Below are 24,146 nucleotides of genomic sequence, written 5' to 3'. Positions count from 1 at the left end.
CGGAATAGTTTGTATATTCTATTCAAAAAGCCGGTTCGCCGGAATCTCGTGCCGTTCGCCGGCATGAGATTTTTTATTAGAACGGCCCTCGCAGAAAGTTGGAAAACAATGAACAACAAGAACGAGACGAATTTTCAGAGAAGTATGAAAAGCAGACACCTCTTTATGCTATCACTCGGAGGTGTGATCGGAACGGGGCTGTTTTTAAGCTCTGGGTATACCATTCATCAGGCGGGTCCGGCGGGCACCATTTTCGCTTACCTTTTGGGCGCGGGCATCGTCTATCTTGTCATGCTTTGCCTTGGTGAACTGTCAGTAGCTATGCCCGTGACGGGCGCATTCCATACTTATGCGAAAACCTATATTGGGCCGGCGACGGGCTTTACGGTCGCATGGCTGTACTGGCTGACGTGGGCGGTGGCGCTGGGCTCTGAATTCACGGCGGCCGGGCTTTTCATGCAGCGCTGGTTCCCGCATACTTCAGTTTGGATGTGGAGTGCGGTATTCGCTCTTCTCATCTTTTTATTAAACGCCTTCTCCGTGAAATTTTTTGCTGAATCGGAGTTTTGGTTCTCAAGCATTAAAGTCTTAGCCATCTTACTGTTTATTTTATTGGGCGGAGCGGCGATGTTCGGCATCGTCCCGATGAAAAGCGGTGAGGCCGCACCTATGCTGTCGAACTTTACGGATGGCGGCAGCCTTTTTCCAAATGGCTTTTTCCCGATACTGATGACAATGCTTTCAGTAAACTTCGCTTTTTCAGGGACGGAATTGATCGGAATCGCCGCAGGGGAAAGCGCCGATCCGGAAAAAACCGTTCCGCGCGCCATTAAAACCACAGTCTGGCGGCTGGCGCTTTTCTTTATCGGAACGATTTTTGTGCTGTCAGGGATGATCTCCATCAAGGAAGCCGGTGTGATTGAAAGCCCGTTCGTCACGGTATTTGACAGAGTCGGCGTGCCTTATGCGGCCGATCTGATGAATTTCGTCATTTTAACAGCGCTTCTGTCTGCGGCCAATTCAGGGCTGTACGCGTCATCACGTATGCTGTGGTCCCTGTCTAAAGAAGGGGAGCTTCATCCCGCCTTTGCCAGACTGACTTCTAGAGGCATTCCTTTTAACGCTCTGATCTTCAGTATGATCGGCGGCATTCTGTCGTTGTTGTCAAGCGTGGTTGCAGCGGATACAGTCTATCTTGTTCTCGTCTCCGTCTCAGGATTTGCGGTAGTGGCTGTGTGGATGAGCATCGCCGCATCGCAATTTTTGTTCAGAAGACGGTTTCTTACAGAAGGGCACCAGCTTTCAGACTTGAAATACAGGACGCCGGGATATCCGGCCGTACCGATAGCGGCCTTTCTCCTGTGCCTCGCCTCCTGTATCGGCATCGCTTTTGATCCGAACCAGGCCATCGCCCTTTATTGCGGGATTGCATTTATGGCCGTTTGCTACAGCGCTTATTACTTGAAAAACCGGAAAAGCAGAGCCCGCGTGCAAGCCGTAAAATCCCAATAACCGAAAAAAGAACCCTGCAGCGCAAGGGTTCTTTTTTCATTTATACTTCAACCACCCATCTGAACGAATCCCGCACCTTCCCGACTTGGATGCCGGCAATCGTTTCATAGAGCCTTTCTGACACTTCACCGATCAAACCGTTATTCAGCTCAATCGTTTCTCCGTGAATGTGCAGCGCGCCGACCGGCGAGATGACGGCCGCGGTTCCCGTACCGAATACCTCTGACACCTCGCCTCTCATCGCAGCCTCATAGATGTCATCAATGGCGACCTGTTCTTCCCTGACACGGATGCCCCAGCTTTTTAACAGCTCTATCACAGATGCGCGTGTGATGCCCCCGAGAATGCTTCCGTTTAATGACGGCGTTACGGCCTCTCCGTTTATGATGAAAAAGATATTCATACTTCCTACCTCTTCGGCATATTTCTTTTCCACCCCGTCGAGCCAAAGCACCTGATCATACCCCAGTTCTTCGGCTTTCCGCTGAGCCTGTAAGCTGGCCGCATAATTTCCGGACGTTTTGACGTCGCCCACTCCGCCGGTGACGGCACGCACATACTCATCCTCCACATAAATCCGGATCGGTTTCAGCTGATCGCCGTAGTACGAACCGACAGGCGTCAAAACAACCATGAACTTGTAACGCTTTGAAGGCCGGACGCCTAAAGAAGGCTCAGTCGCAATCACAAACGGACGGATATATAAAGAGGTTCCTTTTTCTATCGGTATCCATTCCTGCTCCAGCTCCACCAATTGTATCAATGCCTCCAGCGCCAGCTTCTCGTCAAGAGGCGGCATGCTCATTCGCCGTAACGATTTATTCAGCCGTTTTATATTTTGGTCAGGACGGAACATCAACACCCGGCCGTCTTCTGACCTGTAAGCCTTCAGCCCTTCAAATACGGCCTGCCCGTAATGGAAAACCGATGCGGAAGGATCCAGATGGACCGGTTCATAAGGTGTGATTCTCGGATCATGCCACCCTCTCTCCTCTTCGTAATCCATGACAAACATGTAATCTGTGAAGTACTTGCCAAATCCCAATGAAGCGGAATCCGGTTTTTCTTTTCTTGCTGTGACCTTACGTCTTTCAATCAGTTGATTCAACAAAAGCACACCTTTCTTGTAATTGTTTAAATTTTCAGTCTTTTATAAGCTGCCTGTTTTCTCTGTCCCGAATCTTGTATGCACAGATATATGAGAATGCAGTTGACCGTATCATATCAAATATACCACTTATAAGAGGATAATTATCACAATTTTTGATATTTTCAAGCGAAAATCTAACTTTATTTTATTCTCCTTCATTTTTTTCAATGCGGACTTTCTGTCATATTAAATGATTGCGCTTACATAATGTAAAGCAATCCTTTCTTTCGCACAGTCAATAATGTGACAAATTTATGGCGGATAGGAAGGTGGTTGCCGCCTGCTTCACGAATTACGTATGAAATGCGCAAGTAAAAGGGGGATTCGCTTGAAAAAATTTATCGCATTCCAGATTTTGATCGCTTTAGCCATCGGAGCATTGATCGGCCATTTCTTCCCGGATTTCGGGATGGCGCTGCGGCCCGTCGGAGACGGATTTATCCGCCTGATTAAAATGATTGTCGTGCCGATCGTGTTTTCGACCATTGTCATCGGAGCCGCCGGCAGCGGCAGTATGAAAAAAATGGGCAGTCTCGGCATCAAAACGATTATTTGGTTCGAAGTGATTACGACGCTTGTTCTGGCGCTCGGTCTGTTATTGGCGAACGTGCTGAAGCCGGGAGTCGGACTTAACCTCTCTCATCTTGCTAAAAAAGATATTCACGAGCTTTCCGGCTATACGGAAAAAGTAGTCGACCTGAAACAAATGCTTCTTGATATTATCCCCGTTAACATCATTGACGTCATGGCGAAAAACGATCTTCTCGCCGTCATTTTTTTCGCGATTTTATTCGGTGTTGCCGCAGCCGGCATCGGCAAAGCCTCCGCACCTGTCATGAGTTTCTTCGAATCCACGGCAAATATTATGTTCAAACTGACGCAGATGGTGATGGTCACCGCTCCGATCGGCGTTCTCGCCCTGATGGCCGCCTCCGTCGGGCAATTCGGAATCGCGCTTTTGCTTCCGATGCTGAAGCTGATCGGCACTGTGTTCCTTGGGCTGTTCCTGATACTCTTCGTTCTGTTTCCGATCGTGGGGCTTATCTTTAAAATCAAGTACTTTGAAGTGCTGAAAATGATTTGGGATCTGTTTTTGATCGCTTTCTCCACGACAAGCACAGAAACCATTCTGCCTCAGCTGATGGATCGGATGGAGAAATACGGCTGTCCGAAGCGGGTCGTCTCCTTTGTGGTTCCGTCAGGTTTATCGCTGAACTGTGACGGCTCAAGCCTCTATTTATCGGTGTCCTGTATTTTCCTGGCGCAGGCGTTTCATGTGGAGATGCCGCTTTCTCAGCAGCTTCTGATGATGCTTGTCCTCGTGATGACAAGCAAAGGCATTGCCGCCGTCCCGTCAGGCTCACTCGTCGTGCTTCTGGCGACAGCGAATGCCGTCGGTCTCCCCGCGGAAGGCGTCGCCATCATTGCCGGTGTCGACCGCGTCATGGACATGGCGAGAACCGGCGTCAACGTGCCCGGCCATGCGGTCGCCTGCATCGTCGTGTCCAAGTGGGAAAAAGCATTCAAATATAAAGGACCCGTCACGGCAGACCAGACCGCCCGGACAGAAAGTATGTAAACACAAAAAAGACCACCTCATTGGTGGTCTTTTCTATTAATCAATCGCCGCATGATCCTCTTTTTCAATCAAAGCAAGGCGTTCATTGATTTCTTCCTGAGTCATTTCGTGCTCTTTCACATACATGTTGCGTTCGTTCGTACGGCATTCGTGACTGCAGCTGCGCATGTATTTGTATTCATTCTCAGGTGTGCAGATCATTTTTTTATTACATGCCGGATTTGCGCAGTTCACATAACGCTCGCACGGCTCACCCGTGAAATAATCTTTTCCGATGATAACGTGCTCTACGCGGTTGACCGGTACGCTGATTCTTTCGTCAAACACGTAGCACTGTCCGTCCCACAGCTGCCCTTGCACTTCAGGATCTTTACCGTAAGTGACGATACCGCCGTCAAGCTGGGACACGTCTTCAAAGCCCTTCTTCAGCAGCCAGCCGGAAAATTTCTCACAGCGTACGCCGCCTGTGCAGTACGTGAGGATTTTTTTGCCTTCAAGCATGTCTTTGTGCTCTTCAATCCAGTCCGGCAGCTCACGGAACGCCTCAATATCAGGTCTGACCGCTCCGCGGAAATGACCGAGATCATACTCATAGTCGTTTCTGGCGTCGATCACGATCGTGTCAGGGTCCTGCATTTGCTCATAAAAGTCTTTCGGTTTCAAATGCTTGCCCGTCGTGACATTCGGATCAACATCATCTTCGAGACGAAGCGTCACCAATTCTTTTTTATGGCGCACAAACATTTTGCGGAATGCATGTCCGTCAGCCTCGTCAATTTTGATCGGCATGTCGGCAAAGCGCGGATCAGCTTTCAGCGCATTCATGTATTGTTCCGTCTGTTCAACCGTTCCGGACACCGTACCGTTAATGCCTTCCTCAGAAATCAAAATACGGCCTAACAGACCGAGCTCCTTACAAAACTTCAAATGCTGAGCCGTGAACTCCTCAGGCTCATCAATCTTTACATATTTATAATAAAGTAAAACTCTATATTGTTTTTCCATGATTTATACACCCTGTTCAATTATATTAATGATCGCACACTCTACTATATCATACAGGAAAACGGGCGAAAGATGAACATTTCCGTCCGTACTCTTTCTTCCAGTCACGCTTCGCCTTTTAAAACCTGCTGAAAATAAAACCGATACGTATTGCGCAAAAAGGTCTCAAGCGAAAGGCCGGCCGCGGTCTGATACTTGCCGATAATAAACGGAAAACGTTCACGGCCTTTTGTCCGCAGAAGATCGGCGCTGTCTTCAGCCAGTTCTGAGATGAGCGCCTCAACGACAGGCCGGCATGCGTCCCGCACGGCTTCAAGAATTTGCTGATCGCCTGTATGCCGGTACTGTTCTATCAGCTTTGCCAAATCCTTTTCTTCCATAATGTTCACTTCCTTACACCATATAAAAAAGAGGAGCAGCTTTTATAAAGCGGACGCCTCCTCCTGTGACTCCGCATAACCGATGATCTGGCCGACCTGTAATTCACGGCCTTCAGTCAGGTTATCCGAAGGGGTAAACATATCTTTCTCGAATACTAAAATAACGGTCGATCCAAATGAAAAATAGCCCAGCTCTTCCCCCGTCTCAAGCCTGTTTCCGGTGTTTGTCTGAACGATCGAGTTAATATTCATCGCACCTACCGGAATCATGAGCATCTGCTGATCAGCACGGGTCAGCTCGTACACATAACGGTAATTTTTTGAGAGCACATCTTTCCCGTACTTTAACCCCATCGTATTAACGGGATAGGAGCGTTTCCCCAGCTCGGCCAGCTTCTGATACGTGCAGCTGACGGGAGAATGGAAGCGGTGGTAATGTCTCGGGCTAAGGTAAAGCACGGCAAAACACCCGCCGTTATACTTGTGATCGGCGCTTTTAAACCCCGTCAGTTCGGCGAACGAGTAATCCTTCCCTTTTACCATGAAAGTTTGATTGGGATTAATCATGCCCACCGTCTGAACGACGCCGTCCACCGGGCTGACGATGGCGTTCTTCTCTTTTGCCACGGGGCGGAGATTCAAATTAATATCACGAATGAAAAATGACGCCAGTGAATCAAAGTCAGAAGCCGTGCGTTCCGTTTCATTCCAATTGATGCGATAGTGTCTGGAAAACAGCGGAATCACCGGCTTGCTCAGTTTCGATTCACAGAAGTTTTTAATGAGATAAGACGTCAATCGATTATTAGTCAGTTCAATCAATGAACGGTAAAGAACTTTAGCGGCAGTATTAAACATTGATTACTCCTATGAATTTTCCTATAGTAATAAAAATAAAACACCATAAAAACGCTCCGATGGCGGCGAAGCATAAGTAGGTTTTGAATTCCATTCTGCCGATTCCGGAAAAGTAGCAGGTCACGTGTCTGATGCCGGGGATGAAATAACCTAAAATAATGGTGTACGGCCCGTACTTCTTCATCCACCTGTCTACTTTCTCCATCCTCTTTTCCTTCAGGCCGACCCATTTCCCGAACTTATTAATAAACGGCCGGCCGGCTTTTCTGCCGATGAAGTAGCTGATAATCATCCCAAGGAGCGCTCCGATAAAGCTGACCAGAATGGAGAGCCCGTAATTCAGCACGTTTAAATGAGCGAAGTAGCCCACAAGCGTCATCATGACTTCATCCGGAATAGGCAATCCGATAATTCCGAGTGTCAGCATAAGAAAAATTGCGATATATCCGTAATCGGATATTAATTGCTGAACTAATTCCATCTTCTGCTCTCCAGGTTTTCAGGCGCCTGTTTTTTAAAGTGCGGAAATTTAATGTTGCTGACCATTAAATAACCGAGCGCGATCGTTCCCGCCCCCAGAAGAAAAGCGTTATTGATAAAGCTCAAAATGACAAGACACATACCCGCAAACGGAATAGGCATCCCGATAAACGTCGGCAGCTTGCTTTGTTCAATATTAAATCTGGAAAGACGGATCATCCCGCAGATGCTGTAGGAAAGCGCGATTAAAATTCCGATGAACGGAATCGTATATAGTGAAACACTGTAAGCGAGCATGGACGGCGCTACGCCGAACGTCACGAGATCAGCAAAGGAGTCAAGCTCTCTTCCCATCTCCGATACCGCGTTCAGCTTACGGGCGGCCAAACCGTCAAAGAAATCAAGAAACATCCCGGTGAAAATAAAGATCACCGCAGAGTGTATATTATGATACAAAAGGGAATGAATCGATAAGAGCCCGCAAATAAAATTTCCAATTGTAATCATACTAGGTATATAATTCACAGTTTACACAAACCTCCAATTAAAACCATATCAAATCGGACTGCGTATGCATAAAGACTCCATTTTACGGAAACATAAAATGAAACTCTTTCAATGCTATCATTCAAATTCTTTTATTATACAGCATTTGGTGTTATTTGAACAATCTAATCTGGTGTTTTTTGTTTTTTCGCCGTTCATATTAAGGTAAGCAATCATGGTTTCCTCTATTCCGGATTACCCTGCTTAAATATTCCATGCCGCGATCCGGATTGTCCGTTCTTGATGAATGAAAAGCCGTATGATGTATTGTTATTTCCTTCTCAGTGAAATGAGAACATTACATATAACGATTGCGGACATAAAAAGTTTCAAGAGTTGAAAAGTCTGACTGATACAAAGCGGCCCATACATTATCTCACAACCCCGTTTTCCAGTATATAGTCTGTCCAAACAAAAAAGGCGCCTTACCATTACGGTAAAAACGCCTTTTAAGATCATTTTATGTAATTGATAAATGACTGAGTGCTTCGGCCGCTCTTTCTCTGGCCTCTTCAACGGTCCCGGCTGCAGAAAGCGCAACCGCCATACGGCGTCCAACTTTCGTGACGGGTTTACCGAATACGCGGACCTGAGTGCTTTTTACCGCCAAAGCCTTCTCCAAACCTTCAACCGCATAATCAGCAAGCTCTTTTGGCGCCTTCAGCGGACGGCTTGCCCCCGGCGACAGCTGAGTGATTTCCGGAATCGGGAATCCCAATACCGCGCGGACATGCAGCGCAAACTCCGACAAATTTTGCGTCACAAGCGTAACGAGTCCCGTATCATGCGGACGGGGAGACACCTCGCTGAAATATACTTTATCTTCAGTAAGGAAAAGCTCCACCCCGAACAAACCGTATCCGCCGAGCTCGTCCGTAATGCTTTTCGCAATGTGTTTCGCCTCTTCAATCTGCTGTTCCGTCATATGATGAGGCTGCCATGATTCAATATAGTCACCGTCTTTTTGTTCATGTCCGATCGGCGCGCAAAAGGACGTACCGTTCGCCGCGCGCACTGTCAGAAGAGTGATTTCTGATTCAAACGGAATGAATTCCTCAACGATGACCCGGCCGTTTTTCACCCGGCCGCCTTCCATCGCCATGTCCCAGCAGCTTTTCAGCCCGGAAGCCGAGCGGCACACGCTTTGCCCTTTTCCGGAAGAGCTCATCAGCGGCTTTACCACGCACGGAAAGCCGATTGTTTCCGCCGCTTCTTTAAATTCTTCATATGTATTCGCGAATTCATAGCCGGCAGTCGGAAGATGAAGCGTCTCTGCCGCAAGCCGTCTGATGCCTTCACGGTCCATCGTCAGCTTTGCCGCACGCGCATTCGGAATGACGTGAAAACCTTCTTCCTCAAGCTGCAGCAGCTCATCCGTCGCAATGGCTTCCACTTCCGGCACGATCAAGTCCGGTTTTTCTTTCTCAATGACTTCTCTGACCTGCGCTTTATCAAGCATATCAATCACATAGCTTTTGTGCGCGGCCTGCATGGCGGGAGCATGCTCATAGCTGTCAACGGCTACAGTGACAACCCCGAGCCGCTGCGCTTCAATGACGACTTCTTTCCCCAGCTCGCCTGATCCTAATAACAACATCTTCTTCGCCTGATACATGTCCTTTGGCCCCTCCCTTTCTATACCCCACTCATTATAACGGAAATATTCAAAAAATAAAGACAAGATAGATGACAAGCTCTATCCTGTCTTTTGCGCTGATTCGAGCGATTCAATCGCAGCTGACACGTCCTTCTCGCGATATTGCCCCATTAAACATAACGATTCTTCCGCCCGGCAGGCGTGAGAAGCAATACGGCGCTTGGCTTCCTCATGGTTGTCAAGGATGCCGAGATCACAGAGGCTGACAGGGAAACCGAGCCGGCGGTAAAACGGAAGCAGCTCTTCAATCTCAGGTCTCCGATTCTCGAGCGCGAGCTGCACCAATATGCCGTAAGCAACCTTCTGGCCATGCAGCACCTGATGTGTCTCCTGGAGAAAACTGAGTCCGTTGTGGACCGCATGCGCCCCTGCCATCCTGCACAAACGGCCGCCATACCCGCCGACCGTTCCCGCAAGCATAATGATCGTTTCCGCCGTATGGATGAACGGCACGGACAGCTCGCCTTTCTCCATGCTTCCGACGGCCGCTTCACTGTAACGCAATAACAGATTACGGATATATTCCGCCTGTCTCAGCCCCGCCTGCGCCATCAGCGGCGCCGCCTCCTCCGTATTTCTGATGACCGCCTCAGCCTCATACCATTTCGCCAGCGTATCACCGATCCCGCTTTTCATATATTCAATGGGAGAGGAAAGTAAAAACAGCGGATCAACAAGCGTCAAATAGCTTGAACGCTTATGATAATCCACTCTGATAAAATTGCCGCTCTCATCATACATGACACTTAACGGCGTACTTGCCGCACACGTCCCCGCAATGGAAGGAACCATCACAGCCTCTATATCAAGCCGGTCTGCCGCCGCTTTTGCCAAATCCAAAATCGTGCCGCCTCCGATACCGATGATCACATCCGCATCTTCCGCCTGCTCACAGACCTTACGCACCGCCTCAGGTGAACAGTATCCTTTATGCTGAATCACATCCCAGGAAGAACCGCCGCCGTAATCGGAGAACGCCTGATAGGATTTGATTCCGGTCACAATAACGGGTTTTCTGAATGTCTCCAGCAGCCCCGGAAGCTCTTTTGCGATTCCTTCCTTGCATATGTACTGATTCGGGCCGCTTCGGACGATATCTTCAGGCTTCATTCGAATCTCTCCTTTGGCTGGAATTTATATATATTTTCCCACTTGTCAGAAAATACATCAACCGGAGGTGCGTCAGCGCTTCGCTTCTTCCGCCTCCAAGAACAGCTCATCAAGCCGCTCCAAAGCCGCTGCCTTTTCAAAACTGCTGAACCACAGATCATCATAGGAATCAAGGATGCGGTAATGGTGGGAAATCAAATGCTGCTGCAAGCGGAACTCGCCTTTTTTCTCGATGGCTTTCCACCACACCTTGCCGCCCATCGTCTTCCCCTTCGGCCTGTCAATTGTGCGGTGAGCAACCGTTTCAATGACCTCCAGCGGATCATCTCCTAATACGGATTGCAGTGTTTCACTTGATCTGAAAAGCGCGCAAACCGCCACAACGTGCGGCCATTCCGCAAGCGCCCGCCCTTTCTCAATCTGCACCAGCGACTTTTTAGAAAGGCCGATCACATCCGCCATTTTCTCCTGTGTGTAGCCTCTCTCCGACCGGATTTTCTTCAGCTGGACTGAGACAAGCTCAGTCATATAATCTTGATCCATCTCAACCTCCATATTTATCAATATAGCCATTTTACACCGCGGCACGCCTTTTTTATATCAGAACATTTTCAAACGAATCAAAAGAACCCGGGATTGGCTTATCATTGAAGCGATGTACCTTTCCGCATAATCCAGAATGATGCGGTGAATACAAACGTACGCCCGAAGAGACAGGTGCGGGCTCCCTGGCGGTTGAGCTCCGGAGAAAATAAAAAGCTGCCGCAGCTGCAGCAGCTAAAACTTTATAGACCGGAAAATCGGCATTATGAAGCGAATACAATCCATCTTGCACTATAATTGACACGTTTTTTCGAACCCTGATTGACCAATTTAAATCTGTATGAATCTCCTTTTTTTAACGAAGGTGTTTCAAAATAAGTCGTTCCATTTTTCTTTGCATTGGCGGTTTTGATTGTTTTCCAGGCACCTTTGCCGTTGACTTGCTTTTGGACGGATATTTTATACGTGCCCTTCCCTTTACTGTTGGATTTAAAAGTCACGGCTCTCAAGCTGTACTTTTTTGTCGTCTTAGTGAATTTAGGGTGATATGTATTGATCACATAGTTAGTGAAATACCCGCTTTTATAAGTATGAAGCCAGTCTTTAGCCTCTGCTTTTTGCGGAGAAGAAAAAGCCATAAAACCAATTCCGCTGATTAAAAGAGTAAAAATAATGATGAGCGACTTAAAAATCTTTTTGCTTTTCATCGAGAAAATCCTTCCTTCCTGTAACTATTTACCCTATTTATGTTAATGACAATATAGCCAATCATAAATCCGTCCAACTAACCATTTTGACCGCAGGAAGAGATGTGAACAGCCCTTGAAATGACTATATGACTACTACTTATGATTCTTGTTATTTTTGATTAAGTGATAAAGTTACTTTAAGACGCTATTCATTTTGTTGTTTTTGTATCAATTGTCATAGCGAGGTCTTTTCCTATCAATGCCTCTTTCGGCGTTTGTGCTGCGGCTGTATGATGGGGCTGTCACTGCTTGAACAAACTCATAAACCCATGACAAGCTGTCATACGTTTGCCACCTATGAATGAACGCACACTACACGCAATGGAGGGATTACAATGGACGAAATGGTCCTGGAAACACAACAATGGCTGAATGAGACGTACAAAGGCAGACACGGGTACAACAAAGTGCCGGAAAACGGAAAAACGGGCTGGGATACCATTTACGGTCTGACACGGGCGCTTCAAATTGAGCTTGGTATTTCAGAACCTGCCGATAACTTCGGACCGACGACACAAAGATTGTTTAAACCGTTGAAAAAGCAGGCTCCCGATTCTAAGCCGACAAACATGAATTACATTCTGCAAGGGGCGCTGTGGTGTAAAGGTTTTAACCCCGGCGGATTTTCAGGCGTTTTCTATGAAAATACCGAAAGCGCTGTAAAAGAGTTTCAAAAAGCGGCCGGGCTCACTAAGCAAGACGGCATCGTCACGGCACTCATTATGAAAGCCTTGCTGGATATGAGCGCTTTTCGGTTAGTAGAGGGAGGCGACAAAAGAATCCGCCAAATCCAGCAGAACCTGAACCGGGATTACAATGACTACATCGGCTTGATGCCTTGTGACGGCTTATATGCCCGCGGTACAAACAAGGCTCTCATTTATGCTCTGCAAAAAGAAGAAGGCATGAGCACAAGCGTCGCCAATGGATTTTTCGGAAACGGAACGACCAGCTTATGCCCTACCTTGACTCCCGGCGATTCACGGACAGGCTTTGTTTTGATTGTTCAATACGCGCTTTACTGTAATGGGGAAGCGTTTGATCCCGGTGAATTCGACGGGAAATACGGCGTCGGAGTTGTATCGGCAGTGAAAGCTTTCCAAAAGTTTATGTGCCTGCCGCAGACTGGTTATGCGGACATGCCGACGATTAAAGCTTTATTATCAAGCTCAGGCGACACAACCCGTGCTGCTTCAGCTTGTGACACCGCTGCCATTTTGACGGCAGATACGGCTAAAACTTTGCGTGAGAATGGCTATAAGATCGTGGGAAGATATCTGACCGGGAATGTGCGGACAAGCAGCGGACTGACATCGAAAGCGTTAACGTCAAAAGAACTTTCCACGATTTTCAATGCCGGCTTAAGCGTGTTTCCGATTTATCAGGACGGCGGCTATGAATCTTCTTATTTTGTAAAAGACCAAGGAACGAGAGATGCGTACAGCGCTGCATCAGCCGCCCGAAGATTAGGCTTTCCGTCAGGAACGACCATTTACTTTGCCGTCGATTTCGATGCGTATGATTATGAAGTCACAGATAAAATCATCCCTTACTTTCAAGAAATCAAGTCAGCTTTTATGAAAATGCAGGCTTTCTCAACTGCGCCGAAATATGAAATCGGGGTATACGGACCGAGAAACATTTGTATCCGGACGTCAGAAGCAGGTCTGACCAAATATAGCTTTACGGCTAACATGTCGACCGGTTTCAGCGGCAACCTCGGGTACCCGATGCCGAAAAACTGGGCTTTTGATCAATTTTATGAAGGAACGATCGGAAGCGGAGCGGGAAAAGTCGCCATTGACAAAGACGGATACTCCGGAAAAGACTCGGGTGCAAGCAGCGTCCATCCGCCTTCTGATCCTGTGTATGATGCAAGATTAAACACATTAACCAATATCCTGTCAACAATTCCAGATTTAGAGAATGCATCCGGTCTTGCCAATATGATGTTCGAATTCGGTACAACCGAAACCATTTTAGCCTCTCCAACTTTAGATATCTTATTGTCTACTTCAATTCTGTATACGATCCCAAGTGAGGGGTCTGCTAATACAATGACAATAACGAATGGAAAGCCCGGCGCTTATGTTACTGGTTTACTGGGAGATACACAAACAATACTTACGGCTTCAGACATCCGTTCTTATCAAAATTTATTAGACAATCTGAGCCTATCTGTAAGAAACGGTTATCTGGAAATGGCAGTGACCCCATCTGCTCAATCATTAGATGTTTCAATTAAAATCTATACACCTGACATTCCAGTTGCCGATGGGTCCACAACTGGACTTACGACCATGTTTACGTTTAGAATTAAAACGTATAAAGGTGTACCGGTTTCAGCTGCAGAAAGTGAATTAGCGAAGGACTGGGATCTTCTCCCTTCAGGCCTCGTTATTGTTGCAGGGGTGTCTGCTTTCTATTTCTCCTCTAAGATCCTTACTGTTGAAAAACCGACCGAGAATAAAACAGTAGAAGCGGTAACTGAATTCGCCGCAGTTTTACTAGCCCTTTACGCTTATATGACTGATCTCTACTAATCAAAGAAAAACTGCATGAATATCTCATTCATGCAGTTTTATTCCTATTATTTTTTTGGAGGTTTCACTCATTGAATGAAAATCAATCCGCATTTAACACAGCAAAGCAAACTGCACAAAGATTGTTAAAATGTAAGAATGAACAAGAAATGATGGACTTTTTAGCTGAACAGGATGTACATACGCTCAGTCTTTTAAAGTACTATTACTCTGCTCCGGCTCTTCCTTTTCAAATGCTCATGAAGATTGCTTTTTGCTGTATAGTGATGGCGTTGATCTTCACTTCATTCTTGTTTATTCAAGTCAAAACACTCATACCTGTTCCCATTTTATCTGATCTGTTGCCGGCAGTGTTTTCACTGTTTACAATCGGATGTATTGTCGCGTTTTATATGTTTTTTTCGCGCGAAAAGAAAGACCGGTTACCTGACAGCCGCTTAAGAAGAAACACTTACTCCTTCCGGGTTATAAATATGATAAATACAAATCTGGAAAAGAAATATCGTACACTGGCTTCTTTAGCGGGCGGTAAACAAAGTGATGATACACTCGAAGAAAGCATGAAGCAGATTAGCTCTTGTAAAAATGATGAAGAACTGATGAAATGTCTTGAAGAACAAGATACTGAGAAGTTATTCAAGCTGAAAAATCAGTTTTCCAAACCTGACTCCTCATTATTTGATTTTATGAAATGGATTTTTACCGGAAGCGTTATTGCTATGTTTCTGACTGCACTTTTCTCAGGTCAAGTCAGCTATGTTCATGTTCCCCGCCTGCTTCCGTATCTCCTGCTTGTTTTATTCGCCAGAGGCTTAATATATCTAATAAAACTGCTGAAACTATACCAAAAAGGGCCTTTGCACTCCATTCCTCACTTTACAAAGAACGCTGAAAACACCCGTATCACCGGAATGATAGACTTTGTCCTCGAACAACGATACAAAGACATGATCAGTTAAAAACCCCTCTGCTTAAGGGGTTTTTTATTATGCAATTCCTTCACCCCTCTTATCAAAAAAGGCTCTTCCTCTTTGGAAATAACCGGAACACCCAATTTCGTTTTCAATATAATGAGGTAGTGGATCTGCAAAGAAAGAAGGGCGACATGATGGGTATCATTAATGGCAAAATGTTCATTGACCGATTAAATCAGCTTGGAAATGAGATTTGGCTCGATGGTGAAAAGATCGAGGGACAGATTTCTGAACATCCCGCATTTAAGGGCCTTCTGGAAACGAAGCGCTCTCTTTATGATTTGCAAACGAAACCGGACATGAAAGATCAAATGACTTACAGTCTTCCCGGTAAAAAAGAACGGGCCGGGCTTTCATACCTGCAGCCGAAAACGAAAGAAGACGTAAAAAGAAGAAGAAACATGTTCGAACATTGGGCCAGACACACGCACGGAATGATGGGACGAAGCCCGGATTATATGAATACCGTGCTGATGAGCTTCGCCTCCTCCGCCGCGCTTTTGAAAGACCGCGATCATTGTTTTCCGGAACATGTTCAAGCGCTGTACGAACGCGCTGCTGCACAGGATCTTTCTTTTACGCACACGTTTATCACCCCTCAGGTGAATCGTTCACAAATGGGTGTAAACGTATCGCCGACACCTATCTCGGCAAAAGTCGTCGATAAAAATGAAAAAGGCCTCATCATACACGGCGCCCGGATTTTAGCCACACAAGGCGGCCTGACGGATGAAGTGCTCGTGGTTTCTCTGCCTAAAATGTATTTTGAATCGGATGAAGCGTTCGCTTTTTCAATCCCTTCCAATACAAAGGGAGTAAAATTCATCTGCAGGGAATCTTTCGTACTCGGAAAATCATCGTTTGATTATCCGCTCAGCTCAAGATATGAAGAAATGGATTCTATCGTTGTATTTGATCACGTTTTGGTCCCTTGGGAACGCGTATTTTTTTATAATAATTACGAGGCGGCTTTTGATTTTAATATGAAAAGTTCTTTTAACGCCTTCGCATTTCATCAAGTTATCACGAGACAAATTGTAAAGACGGAGTTTCTCCTGGGCCTCGCCCAAACGCTTGTCGAAGCGATAGATGTGGGCGAATATCAGCATATTCAGGCTAAGATGGCTGAAATCATCACCGGTCTGGAAACGATGAAAGCCCTTCTGGAAAAGTCGGAGAATGATGCGGAAACAGATGAATGGGGTTATATGCGCCCGAGTGTCACTCCGCTTCGTGTGGTCAGCGCGGTTTTTCCCGACATCTACCCGCGCTTCACGGAAATCATTCAGCTGATCGGGGCAAGCGGAATGGTGACTTTGCCGACTGAAAAAGCGTTCCGTTCTGACATCAGAGGAGACCTTGACCAATATTTGCAGGCGGCCGAATTGAACGCTGAAGACCGGGTAAAAGTGTTCCGCCTCGCATGGGATTTGACCATGAGCCCCTTCGGAACAAGACAGACACAATATGAGCGGTACTTCTTCGGTGACCCCGTCCGCTTAACCAGCCATCTGTACAGAAGCTATCCGAAAGAAGAACAGACCGCGGTCATCAAGGAATTCCTGCACATTCATAAATAAAACAAAGCAGAGAGCGCATCTCTGCTTTTGATAGCTGGATCGGCTGCCGCCGATCCTATTTTTTATTTTGGCTGATCACCACCATCGTAATATGCGATAACGCGAAAGAGACAAGCGTGTACACAACGGCCCACCCGATAAACGAGAAATTCAATACGGTAAATGTGCATATAAGGCAAACGGCTAAAGCGGCAGCCGGCATAATGAACGCGTTTTTAAACAAATACGTTCCGGCGACTGACAAGATGATGATACAAAGCGGCAGAACACCGAACGCAAAATCCAATTCATCAATCAACAGATGCACTCCCTTCGCTTTTCTTAGTTCGGCCTAACACATCTTATGCCTGAGTACAAAATCGAGTACTTCAAATCTTTCGCGCTCCGGCTGATATTCCCTCCGGTTATTTATTCAAAAAAATGAAAACTTTCCTTAAAGCGTTTACATTCACGTCAGACTGTGATAATTTAAGAAAGCGTTATCATACACAAGTTAATGATTTTTGGATGGAGATGAGGAGAACCAGGAAACCCCGCCCTTTCACAAGGGTGATTTCTGGTTCTTTTTGTCATTTTCAAGGAAAGGAGTCATACATACATCATGATAGACGTTCAGCAAAGGGGAGGATATGATGTTTCAATTGTTCAAGCCGGCTCCGCATATTGAGAGATTGGATGATTCAAAGACGGATGCGGCCTATAAACGGCTCAGGCTGCAAGTATTTTTGGGGATTTTCATCGGGTATGCCGGGTATTATTTGCTTCGCAAAAACTTTGCCTTCGCTATTCCTTATTTTCAGGAACAAGGGTTTTCAAAAGGGGAACTCGGCTTGGTGCTTGCGGCCGTATCAATCGCTTACGGCTTCAGTAAATTTATTATGGGGATGGTGTCTGACCGCTGCAACCCGAGGTATTTCCTTGCGACAGGTCTGTTTTTGTCAGGTGTCGTAAACATTTTATTTGTTTCCATGCCATGGGTCACGTCAAGCGTGACGATTATGTTCATTTTTATGTTTATTAACGGATGGTTTCAAGGAATGGGCTGGCCGCCTTGCGGACGAACGATGGCTCATTGGTTTTCCATCAGTGAACGCGGCACGAAAATGTCGATATGGAATGTCGCCCATAACATAGGCGGAGGTATTCTCGCCCCGCTCGTGACTCTCGGCATCGCCATGTTTGTTACTTGGAAAAGCGTGTTTTTCTTTCCGGCGATTATCGCCATCGTCATTTCATTTGTGATTGTTCTTCTCGTTCGGGACACGCCGCAATCCTGCGGGCTTCCGCCGATTGAAGAATACCGGAATGACTATCCGAAACATGCGTTCAAAGACCAGGAAAAAGAGATGACGACCAAAGAAATTCTTTTCAAATACGTGCTGAATAATAAATTTCTGTGGTATATCGCATTTGCCAATGTCTTTGTTTATTTCGTTCGGTACGGTGTCGTTGACTGGGCGCCGACTTATTTGACGGAAGCGAAAGGATTCTCTCCTGAAGATTCCAGATGGTCTTATTTCCTTTATGAATATGCGGGAATTCCGGGAACGATTTTGTGCGGCTGGATCAGCGACCGGTTTTTCAAAAGCCGCCGCGCGCCGGCAGGCGTACTGTTCATGGCCGGCGTATTTATCGCTGTATTGGTCTACTGGCTTAACCCTGCCGGTCATCCGCTCATCGATAATATCGCGCTGATCAGCATCGGCTTCTTAATCTATGGACCTGTCATGCTGATCGGGCTTCAGGCCATTGACCTTGCGCCTAAAAAAGCGGCGGGAACGGCAGCCGGCTTAACCGGGTTTTTCGGCTACATCGGAGGCTCTGCTTTCGCCAACGCCATCATGGGTTATGTCGTAGACCGCTTTGACTGGAACGGCGGCTTTATCATGCTTATCTCCTCATGCGTGCTGTCCATCGTCTTCTTGGCTATGACGTGGAATACGGGCAAGCGGGCGGTGCATGTGTAAGAAAACAACATAAAAGATTAATATTTTTGCAGTACAGCATTTACAACGATTTTCTACACTAGAGACAGATATTGATTTTTAAGGGGGAAGAAAACATGCGGAAACATAAATTGTTTGCTTTGGTATTGCTTTCATTCGGTTTATTGTCATTCATCGTCACGCCTGTATCGGCGGCGGGAAAAGGAAACCTCTTGTCTCCTGACAGAATTTTGACCATTGCCCATCGCGGTGCTTCGGGGTATGTCCCGGAGCACACGATCCTTTCTTATGAAACTGCGCAAAAAATGAAGGCTGACTATATTGAGCTGGATTTACAAATGACAAAAGACGGCAAGCTGATCGTCATGCATGATGAAAAATTGGACCGCACCACAAACGGACAAGGCTGGGTGAAGGATCATACATTAGCCGAGATTCAAAAGCTCGACGCCGGCTCTTGGTTCAATAAGGCCTATCCGGAAAAAGCAAAACCGCAATACGCCGGACTTCGCGTTCCCACACTTGATGACGTGTTAAAACGGTTCGGCAGACATGCAAACTATTATATTGAAACAAAGGCGCCCGAAACATATCCGGGTATGGAAGAAAAACTGATCGCTTCACTGAAAAAATACAAATTGGCAGGTAAGCATGCGAAACTTGGACAAGTTATCATTCAGTCTTTCAGCAGGGACAGCCTTCTGAAAATCAAACAGCTCGATCCGAAACTTCCCGCCGTCCAATTGCTTGAAGCGGAACAGATGACGTCAATGACTGACACAGATTTAACGGACATTAAAACATATGCCGTCGGAATCGGACCGGATTACAAAGCGCTGAACGCTCAAAATGTCCGAAACATTCGCAGCCACGGCCTTCTGCTTCACCCTTATACCGTGAACAGCGAGGCGGACATGCGCCGTCTGCTGAATTGGGGCGTAACCGGTGTGTTTACCAACTATGCGGATATATTCCAAAAGGTTAAAAAAGAATACAAATCATAAAGCCAGCATGGGTTCGGAGATGATGCCGAACCCATGTTTTTTCGCCCGATAATGCAAACGCCAGCATGGGTTATGTAGCGGGCGGAGCATATTATTCAAGCTTACATTCACCTTTATATTAATTAAAGGTATCACTGTAATTGTGAATTACCTATGATACCTTACAAACAAAAGGATATAATTATTTATTTCTATTATCTATTTTCTTTCTTATACTATTTGTAATAGACGATAATACAAGTGATACTAAACCATAGACAACAACCCATCCCCAGAAAGATAGATTAAAAACAGTAAACATTAGTATGACAGAAACAACTATACTGACAAGCGGCATTATATACACTTTTTTGAAAATATAAGTGAATATGATCGATAAGACGATAATAGAAAGTGGTAAAATACCAAAAGCAAGATCTAGCTCATCCATTATTATTCTCCTTTGTGAATTTAATTTCCCCTTAAGTATACTCACTCAGCTGTCTAGCCATTATATTAATTACCCCATACTTCTTTGTTTTTCTTAATCATAAAAAAGTCATATTCAGAAACATGGGTATTGTTAATAATTTTTTCAAGTCCTCTGATAGGAGTAGATTTTAATTTTTTTCCGTTTTTATAAGAGTAAGAATTAATCACATATTTCCCACCCTTGCTTATTTCTAACAAGAAAATTTCAGACTCATCAAAATAAGTGAATTTTGCTTGGTTTTCAAATTTTGTTGATCTATGTAATGGGAGTTTTTTCTTCGGCTTCATACTTTTCAGATCAAAAGTATAAAGTATTGAATTAGCTGCCAAATGATATAAAGTGTCATTTTTTACAAAAAAGTTATTAGTGGAAAGAGGAATTGCCAGTTGAGAAATTTCATCAGGGATATTATAACTGCCTAAAGGATATGCCCCTTTAAACTTATTATGCTTTAAATCTATTTCTGCTACTTTGAATTGTACTTTGTTTGATTTATCCGTTTGGTTATATAGTATAAAGAAGGCTGAGCTTTTTTTAACTATTATCTGTGAATAAACACTCCAATTTTCTTCATTCAATATAGGAATTGTTGTTCCTTTCCCTACTGTAACTTTGTCTTTATCTATTTTAACATCCTGGAAAGTCGGTGTTTTGATTGAAGAATCTTCATTTATCACGTAAATATATTCACCGTCATTACCGGTACTTGTATAGAAACCCGGAATAATTTTTTCATGAAATCCATTGCTGTTACCCCATCTGATTAAGCTATTATAATGGTTTTTACCGACTTCTTGATTATTCAAAAAATAAAAGATATTCCCTTTTATTAAATGACCCGATGACTGCCCATAACTTGTATGTACTTGATGTTGCATCGGGAATTTTTTGAAGTTATCGCCTATCATATAAACTTCTTTTTTGTCCTGTCTAACTATGTTTTTTTCATCTTGTGCAATGGTTCCAACTTCAATAGCATCTCCTTTTACAGCTGTTGCTTTTCCTTTTTCATCAATATATACAGTATAACTCCCATCTTTAGGGTAATCTATTGTAGCTGAATAATATATAGCTGCAATTTTATCCTTCAAGAAATACTTTTCCTTTTCTGTTTCAGTTTGTTTAACATTAGAAACTGAATTAGTATATTTAAAAGTTCCAATACATATAAATATACCTATTAATACTATGACCGCAATTATAATAAGCCACTTAATTTTGTTCAAATATAATCTCACTCCTTAAAATAATAATGACTCCCTAAATAAACTTAGGGAGTGAAAATAATTCATCTAATTGTTTTAATAGTTTTTGTATAACCGGAATCTCTGATGTCTCTTGGATAGACGCCCATACCTTTATCTTTATCCATATCTATACCAGCCTTTAGCTTAAAAGCTGACCATAATAGTTTTGAACAGTTTTTATCACCATAATGGCTCGATTTTCTATTTGTTGCAAAATTGTATGAATAACTATCCTTCCCAACCCTGCTGTAACCCCAATTTACTGAATTATTTTTTTTAGAACTAGAAACTTTTACATTTTGAATTACAGCGTTTTTTTCGACCTTACGTTTCGAGGAAGCTATTGCACGAACACCTTTTTTAGGAACCGATTCGACAATTTGATTTCCCTTATAGTACATACCGACATGTCCATGCGGAAGCCCAAAAGTAGATGCAGGTGTATAGTAAACATTACCTTTGGAGCTGGATCCTATAATTTTTGATCCGCTATTCTTGCCCATTGTGCTCATTCTATTGCTTTTATCTTCTTCTTTATCTAGCTTTTCTTGCTTTTTTAATTCAGTTTTAATTTCCTCTAAAATCTCATTAGATGTTTTATTATCTTGTTTAACTAGATTATTAACGGAGTCAATCAATTCTTTTTTCGACAGATTCGGATTCATTTTCAATATGTAGTTTACTGTTTCTGAATTATACGAGTCCACAGCCTTAACACTCGTAAAACCTCCAAATACTAAGGGAGTAACGATGCATAATGTTGCAAAAAATTTCCGCATTTCCACACTTATTACCTCCAACTATTTGTTTATTTTTCTATATTTTAATTTATTATACAATTATTTCAAACACGACTTACGTACTGTATTTTCTCTATGGTTAATTATTTGTTTTGTCTCTAAAACTTTGACTTGAAGTACAGGAAAACGGATGAAGTTACGGAGAAGAAAGAAACACATAAAAGATTAATAGTTGCCCAACATATCTTTTACATTCATTGTTTAATATGGAAGACAGTTATTGATAAGGCGGAGAAATCATGAGAAAAAAAGAATACTGGCCTTGGTTGTTCTGTCGTTAGGCTTGCTCATTCATCGTCACGTCTGTATCGAACCCATGTTTTTTCGTCCGATCAAAAAACCTTGCGGGGACGTTACCGCAAGGTTTTTATCAATCACTACTCTTTTCCGGCAGCGGCTTCCGCCTGTCCGCCTTTTAATTGATCGTTGATTGCTTTGGCGTCTTTCAAATACTCAGTCTTGAATCCGCTCTTCAGCGCCCACGCATAGAAGGCAAGGGCAACGATTGCGATCAGCCCCATATCCCAGCCGTACGGAATGATGTTCAGACCGCCGAATTTTTCACTTCCGAGCCATGAAATGACCATCATGCTGAGCAGATAGACAACCATCCAGACGCCGCCTTTAAAGTTTCTGCGGAATCCTTTCCACTTCGCTTTCGCTTGGTAGTAGAAATAAATCGGAAGGCCGATCAAAATGATAAACAGCACCTGCCCTGTTAACGGCCAGCGCGCCCAATACAGCACGAGAGACGCGAACACGAAGCCGAGCGGTGCAACCACGCTCAGGCCTTTCAGACGGAGAGGCCGGTACAAATCCGCCGCCGTCCGCCGCAGCGTCATCACCGTCACGGGACCCGTGATATAAGAAATCAGCGTCGCAACGGAAATGATTTCAGCAAGCACGCCCCATCCTCTGAATAAAAACAAAAAGATAAACGATACGATCAGATTGAAAATCATCGCTTGGCGCGGCACGCCGTACAGCGGATGAAGCTTTCCGAAAATGCTCGGCATATATTTATTTTTTTCCATGCCGTAAATCATGCGGGACGTCGTAGCGGTATAAGTGATACCCGTTCCTGACGGAGATACGAACGCGTCCGCATAAAGAATAATGACAAGCCAGTTGATATTCAATGCGATCGCCAAATCGGCAAATGGAGAGTTGAAGTTCAGGTGACTCCAGCCGTGAACGATCATGGAAGGTTCAACCGCCCCGATAAATGCGATTTGCAATAGGACGTAAATGACGGTTGCGACCAGCAGCGAACCGACAACCGCAATCGGAATCGATTTGCCGGGATTTTTTGCTTCGCCGGCCATGTTAATCGGGCTTTGAAACCCGTTAAACGCAAATACGATACCTGATGTGGCCACCGCCGTCAGCACGCTTGCCCAGCCGTTCGGCGCAATGCTTGAACCGGATGTGAAGTTTCCGCCGTGAAAACCGGTAAACAGCAGCGCTCCGATTGTCAGCCCCGGAATAATGATTTTAAATATGGTAATCAATGAATTCGCTTTTGAAAATAAGTTAACTGTCCAAAAATTCAGTAAAAAGTAAATAATCAGTAATACGGATGCGAAGCCGAGCCCCTCTCCCGTAAGAGTGCCGTTGTGAACGAGATTGCTTGTCCATTTTGCCCATTCCCACGGCCATGAGCTCATATATTGAACAGACGCAACCGCTTCCACCGGAATAACGGAAACAATCGCAATCCAGTTTGCCCATCCTGCGATAAATCCAATAAATGATCCGTGAGAATATTGAGTATATTTTACCATTCCCCCGGCTTCCGGGAACATTGAACCCAATTCACTGTAAGAAAGTGCGATAAACAAAATAACGATCATACCGATAATCCAGGAAATAATTGCGGCAGGTCCCGCAATCTGAGCCGCCCGCCACGCCCCGAATAACCAGCCGGAGCCAATCATCGACCCAAGTCCGACCATCATGAGTGCAAACGTTCCCATTCTGCGATGTAATTGATTCATAAAGTTAACACCTT

At 44.9% G+C, this 24,146-nt stretch carries 22 protein-coding genes; 7 read left to right on the top strand and 15 right to left on the bottom strand.

The genetic code is table 11. The features are described 5' to 3' along the window. Positions 1-108 precede the first annotated feature (108 nt). Positions 109-1,512 (top strand): amino acid permease, encoded by a 1,404-nt coding sequence (locus AR442_RS00360; protein ID WP_161512148.1) that lies wholly within the window; start codon positions 109-111, stop codon positions 1,510-1,512. Positions 1,513-1,552: 40 nt separating this feature from the next. Here AR442_RS00360 and AR442_RS00355 read toward each other — a convergent pair whose 3' ends face one another. Then, positions 1,553-2,620: a branched-chain amino acid aminotransferase gene (locus tag AR442_RS00355; protein WP_029973949.1), complete on the bottom strand. Its 1,068-nt coding sequence runs from the start codon at positions 2,618-2,620 to the stop codon at positions 1,553-1,555. A 370-nt stretch (positions 2,621-2,990) separates the two neighbouring features. Here AR442_RS00355 and gltP point away from each other — a divergent pair, with 370 nt between their 5' ends. Then, complete coding sequence (gltP, locus tag AR442_RS00350) at positions 2,991-4,241, top strand: glutamate-aspartate/proton symporter GltP (RefSeq protein ID WP_007409006.1); 1,251 nt, start codon at positions 2,991-2,993, stop codon at positions 4,239-4,241. A gap of 36 nt (positions 4,242-4,277) precedes the next feature. On the opposite strand, the gene trhO is transcribed toward gltP, so the two are convergent. The 9 genes from trhO to AR442_RS00305 all read right to left on the bottom strand — a co-directional run bounded on the left by trhO (position 4,278) and on the right by AR442_RS00305 (position 11,527). Beyond that, complete coding sequence (gene trhO / locus AR442_RS00345) at positions 4,278-5,246, bottom strand: oxygen-dependent tRNA uridine(34) hydroxylase TrhO (RefSeq protein ID WP_014416813.1); 969 nt, start codon at positions 5,244-5,246, stop codon at positions 4,278-4,280. Positions 5,247-5,350: 104 nt separating this feature from the next. Further along, entirely contained in the window at positions 5,351-5,626 is a 276-nt protein-coding gene (locus tag AR442_RS00340; RefSeq protein ID WP_014416812.1) for a hypothetical protein, read from the bottom strand. Positions 5,627-5,668: 42 nt separating this feature from the next. Further along, complete coding sequence (locus AR442_RS00335) at positions 5,669-6,484, bottom strand: phosphatidylserine decarboxylase (protein ID WP_014416811.1); 816 nt, start codon at positions 6,482-6,484, stop codon at positions 5,669-5,671. Next, the gene (locus tag AR442_RS00330) at positions 6,477-6,965 is read right to left on the bottom strand and encodes a DedA family protein (protein WP_021495307.1); all 489 of its coding nucleotides are present in this window, start codon (positions 6,963-6,965) and stop codon (positions 6,477-6,479) included. Before AR442_RS00330 ends, AR442_RS00335 begins: the two co-directional genes overlap by 8 nt. Then, entirely contained in the window at positions 6,956-7,489 is a 534-nt protein-coding gene (pssA, locus tag AR442_RS00325) for a CDP-diacylglycerol--serine O-phosphatidyltransferase (RefSeq protein WP_007409002.1), read from the bottom strand. Before pssA ends, AR442_RS00330 begins: the two co-directional genes overlap by 10 nt. Positions 7,490-7,970: 481 nt before the next feature. Further along, positions 7,971-9,125 (bottom strand): phosphoribosylglycinamide formyltransferase 2, encoded by a 1,155-nt coding sequence (gene purT, locus AR442_RS00320; RefSeq protein ID WP_053285450.1) that lies wholly within the window; start codon positions 9,123-9,125, stop codon positions 7,971-7,973. 81 nt (positions 9,126-9,206) lie between these two features. Further along, positions 9,207-10,277, bottom strand: coding sequence for an iron-containing alcohol dehydrogenase family protein (locus AR442_RS00315; protein WP_021495309.1), 1,071 nt, complete (start codon positions 10,275-10,277; stop codon positions 9,207-9,209). A gap of 72 nt (positions 10,278-10,349) precedes the next feature. After that, positions 10,350-10,820: a helix-turn-helix transcriptional regulator gene (locus AR442_RS00310; protein ID WP_015239077.1), complete on the bottom strand. Its 471-nt coding sequence runs from the start codon at positions 10,818-10,820 to the stop codon at positions 10,350-10,352. Positions 10,821-11,083: 263 nt separating this feature from the next. After that, complete coding sequence (locus AR442_RS00305; protein WP_053285451.1) at positions 11,084-11,527, bottom strand: hypothetical protein; 444 nt, start codon at positions 11,525-11,527, stop codon at positions 11,084-11,086. A gap of 377 nt (positions 11,528-11,904) precedes the next feature. Between AR442_RS00305 and AR442_RS00300 the strand changes: the two genes are divergently transcribed. From AR442_RS00300 to hpaB, 3 genes are all read left to right on the top strand, one after another. Next, on the top strand, positions 11,905-14,112 hold the full coding sequence (locus AR442_RS00300; protein WP_053285452.1) for a glycoside hydrolase domain-containing protein: 2,208 nt from the start codon (positions 11,905-11,907) through the stop codon (positions 14,110-14,112). A 71-nt stretch (positions 14,113-14,183) separates the two neighbouring features. Further along, the gene (locus tag AR442_RS00295; RefSeq protein WP_053285453.1) at positions 14,184-15,071 is read left to right on the top strand and encodes a hypothetical protein; all 888 of its coding nucleotides are present in this window, start codon (positions 14,184-14,186) and stop codon (positions 15,069-15,071) included. A gap of 149 nt (positions 15,072-15,220) precedes the next feature. Beyond that, positions 15,221-16,666 carry a 4-hydroxyphenylacetate 3-monooxygenase, oxygenase component gene (gene hpaB / locus AR442_RS00290; RefSeq protein WP_032863970.1) on the top strand — a complete coding sequence of 482 codons (1,446 nt, stop codon included), beginning with the start codon at positions 15,221-15,223 and terminating at the stop codon, positions 16,664-16,666. 55 nt (positions 16,667-16,721) lie between these two features. Here hpaB and AR442_RS00285 read toward each other — a convergent pair whose 3' ends face one another. Next, entirely contained in the window at positions 16,722-16,964 is a 243-nt protein-coding gene (locus AR442_RS00285) for a DUF2651 family protein (protein WP_007408994.1), read from the bottom strand. 334 nt (positions 16,965-17,298) lie between these two features. Between AR442_RS00285 and glpT the strand changes: the two genes are divergently transcribed. Beyond that, entirely contained in the window at positions 17,299-18,633 is a 1,335-nt protein-coding gene (glpT, locus tag AR442_RS00280) for a glycerol-3-phosphate transporter (RefSeq protein ID WP_014416803.1), read from the top strand. Positions 18,634-18,728: 95 nt separating this feature from the next. Then, positions 18,729-19,616 carry a glycerophosphodiester phosphodiesterase gene (locus AR442_RS00275; RefSeq protein ID WP_014416802.1) on the top strand — a complete coding sequence of 296 codons (888 nt, stop codon included), beginning with the start codon at positions 18,729-18,731 and terminating at the stop codon, positions 19,614-19,616. 181 nt (positions 19,617-19,797) lie between these two features. Here AR442_RS00275 and AR442_RS00270 read toward each other — a convergent pair whose 3' ends face one another. The 4 genes from AR442_RS00270 to AR442_RS00255 form a co-directional block, all read right to left on the bottom strand. After that, entirely contained in the window at positions 19,798-20,046 is a 249-nt protein-coding gene (locus tag AR442_RS00270) for a DUF2651 family protein (protein WP_014720665.1), read from the bottom strand. A 65-nt stretch (positions 20,047-20,111) separates the two neighbouring features. Next, positions 20,112-21,314 (bottom strand): hypothetical protein, encoded by a 1,203-nt coding sequence (locus AR442_RS00265; protein WP_014416801.1) that lies wholly within the window; start codon positions 21,312-21,314, stop codon positions 20,112-20,114. Positions 21,315-21,376: 62 nt separating this feature from the next. Beyond that, complete coding sequence (locus AR442_RS00260; RefSeq protein ID WP_014720664.1) at positions 21,377-22,114, bottom strand: hypothetical protein; 738 nt, start codon at positions 22,112-22,114, stop codon at positions 21,377-21,379. Between the two features lie 398 nt (positions 22,115-22,512). Continuing rightward, positions 22,513-24,132, bottom strand: coding sequence for a glutamate/serine transporter AimA (locus tag AR442_RS00255; RefSeq protein ID WP_014416799.1), 1,620 nt, complete (start codon positions 24,130-24,132; stop codon positions 22,513-22,515). Positions 24,133-24,146: the final 14 nt, after the last annotated feature.

This window comes from Bacillus velezensis, from assembly GCF_001461825.1.
Taxonomy (GTDB): Bacteria; Bacillota; Bacilli; order Bacillales; family Bacillaceae; genus Bacillus; species Bacillus velezensis.
Note: the sequence above shows the minus strand (reverse complement) of the source record. Positions and strands in the feature narration are given on the sequence as shown.

Coding starts and splice junctions, on each gene's coding strand:
- AR442_RS00360 (WP_161512148.1), top strand. CDS start 109: ATGAACAACAAGAACGAGACGAATTTTCAGAGAAGTATGAAAAGCAGA.
- trhO (WP_014416813.1), bottom strand. CDS start 5,246: ATGGAAAAACAATATAGAGTTTTACTTTATTATAAATATGTAAAGATT.
- AR442_RS00340 (WP_014416812.1), bottom strand. CDS start 5,626: ATGGAAGAAAAGGATTTGGCAAAGCTGATAGAACAGTACCGGCATACA.
- AR442_RS00335 (WP_014416811.1), bottom strand. CDS start 6,484: ATGTTTAATACTGCCGCTAAAGTTCTTTACCGTTCATTGATTGAACTG.
- AR442_RS00330 (WP_021495307.1), bottom strand. CDS start 6,965: ATGGAATTAGTTCAGCAATTAATATCCGATTACGGATATATCGCAATT.
- purT (WP_053285450.1), bottom strand. CDS start 9,125: ATGTATCAGGCGAAGAAGATGTTGTTATTAGGATCAGGCGAGCTGGGG.
- AR442_RS00315 (WP_021495309.1), bottom strand. CDS start 10,277: ATGAAGCCTGAAGATATCGTCCGAAGCGGCCCGAATCAGTACATATGC.
- AR442_RS00310 (WP_015239077.1), bottom strand. CDS start 10,820: ATGGATCAAGATTATATGACTGAGCTTGTCTCAGTCCAGCTGAAGAAA.
- AR442_RS00305 (WP_053285451.1), bottom strand. CDS start 11,527: ATGAAAAGCAAAAAGATTTTTAAGTCGCTCATCATTATTTTTACTCTT.
- AR442_RS00300 (WP_053285452.1), top strand. CDS start 11,905: ATGGACGAAATGGTCCTGGAAACACAACAATGGCTGAATGAGACGTAC.
- hpaB (WP_032863970.1), top strand. CDS start 15,221: ATGGGTATCATTAATGGCAAAATGTTCATTGACCGATTAAATCAGCTT.
- glpT (WP_014416803.1), top strand. CDS start 17,299: ATGTTTCAATTGTTCAAGCCGGCTCCGCATATTGAGAGATTGGATGAT.
- AR442_RS00275 (WP_014416802.1), top strand. CDS start 18,729: ATGCGGAAACATAAATTGTTTGCTTTGGTATTGCTTTCATTCGGTTTA.
- AR442_RS00270 (WP_014720665.1), bottom strand. CDS start 20,046: ATGGATGAGCTAGATCTTGCTTTTGGTATTTTACCACTTTCTATTATC.
- AR442_RS00260 (WP_014720664.1), bottom strand. CDS start 22,114: ATGCGGAAATTTTTTGCAACATTATGCATCGTTACTCCCTTAGTATTT.
- AR442_RS00255 (WP_014416799.1), bottom strand. CDS start 24,132: ATGAATCAATTACATCGCAGAATGGGAACGTTTGCACTCATGATGGTC.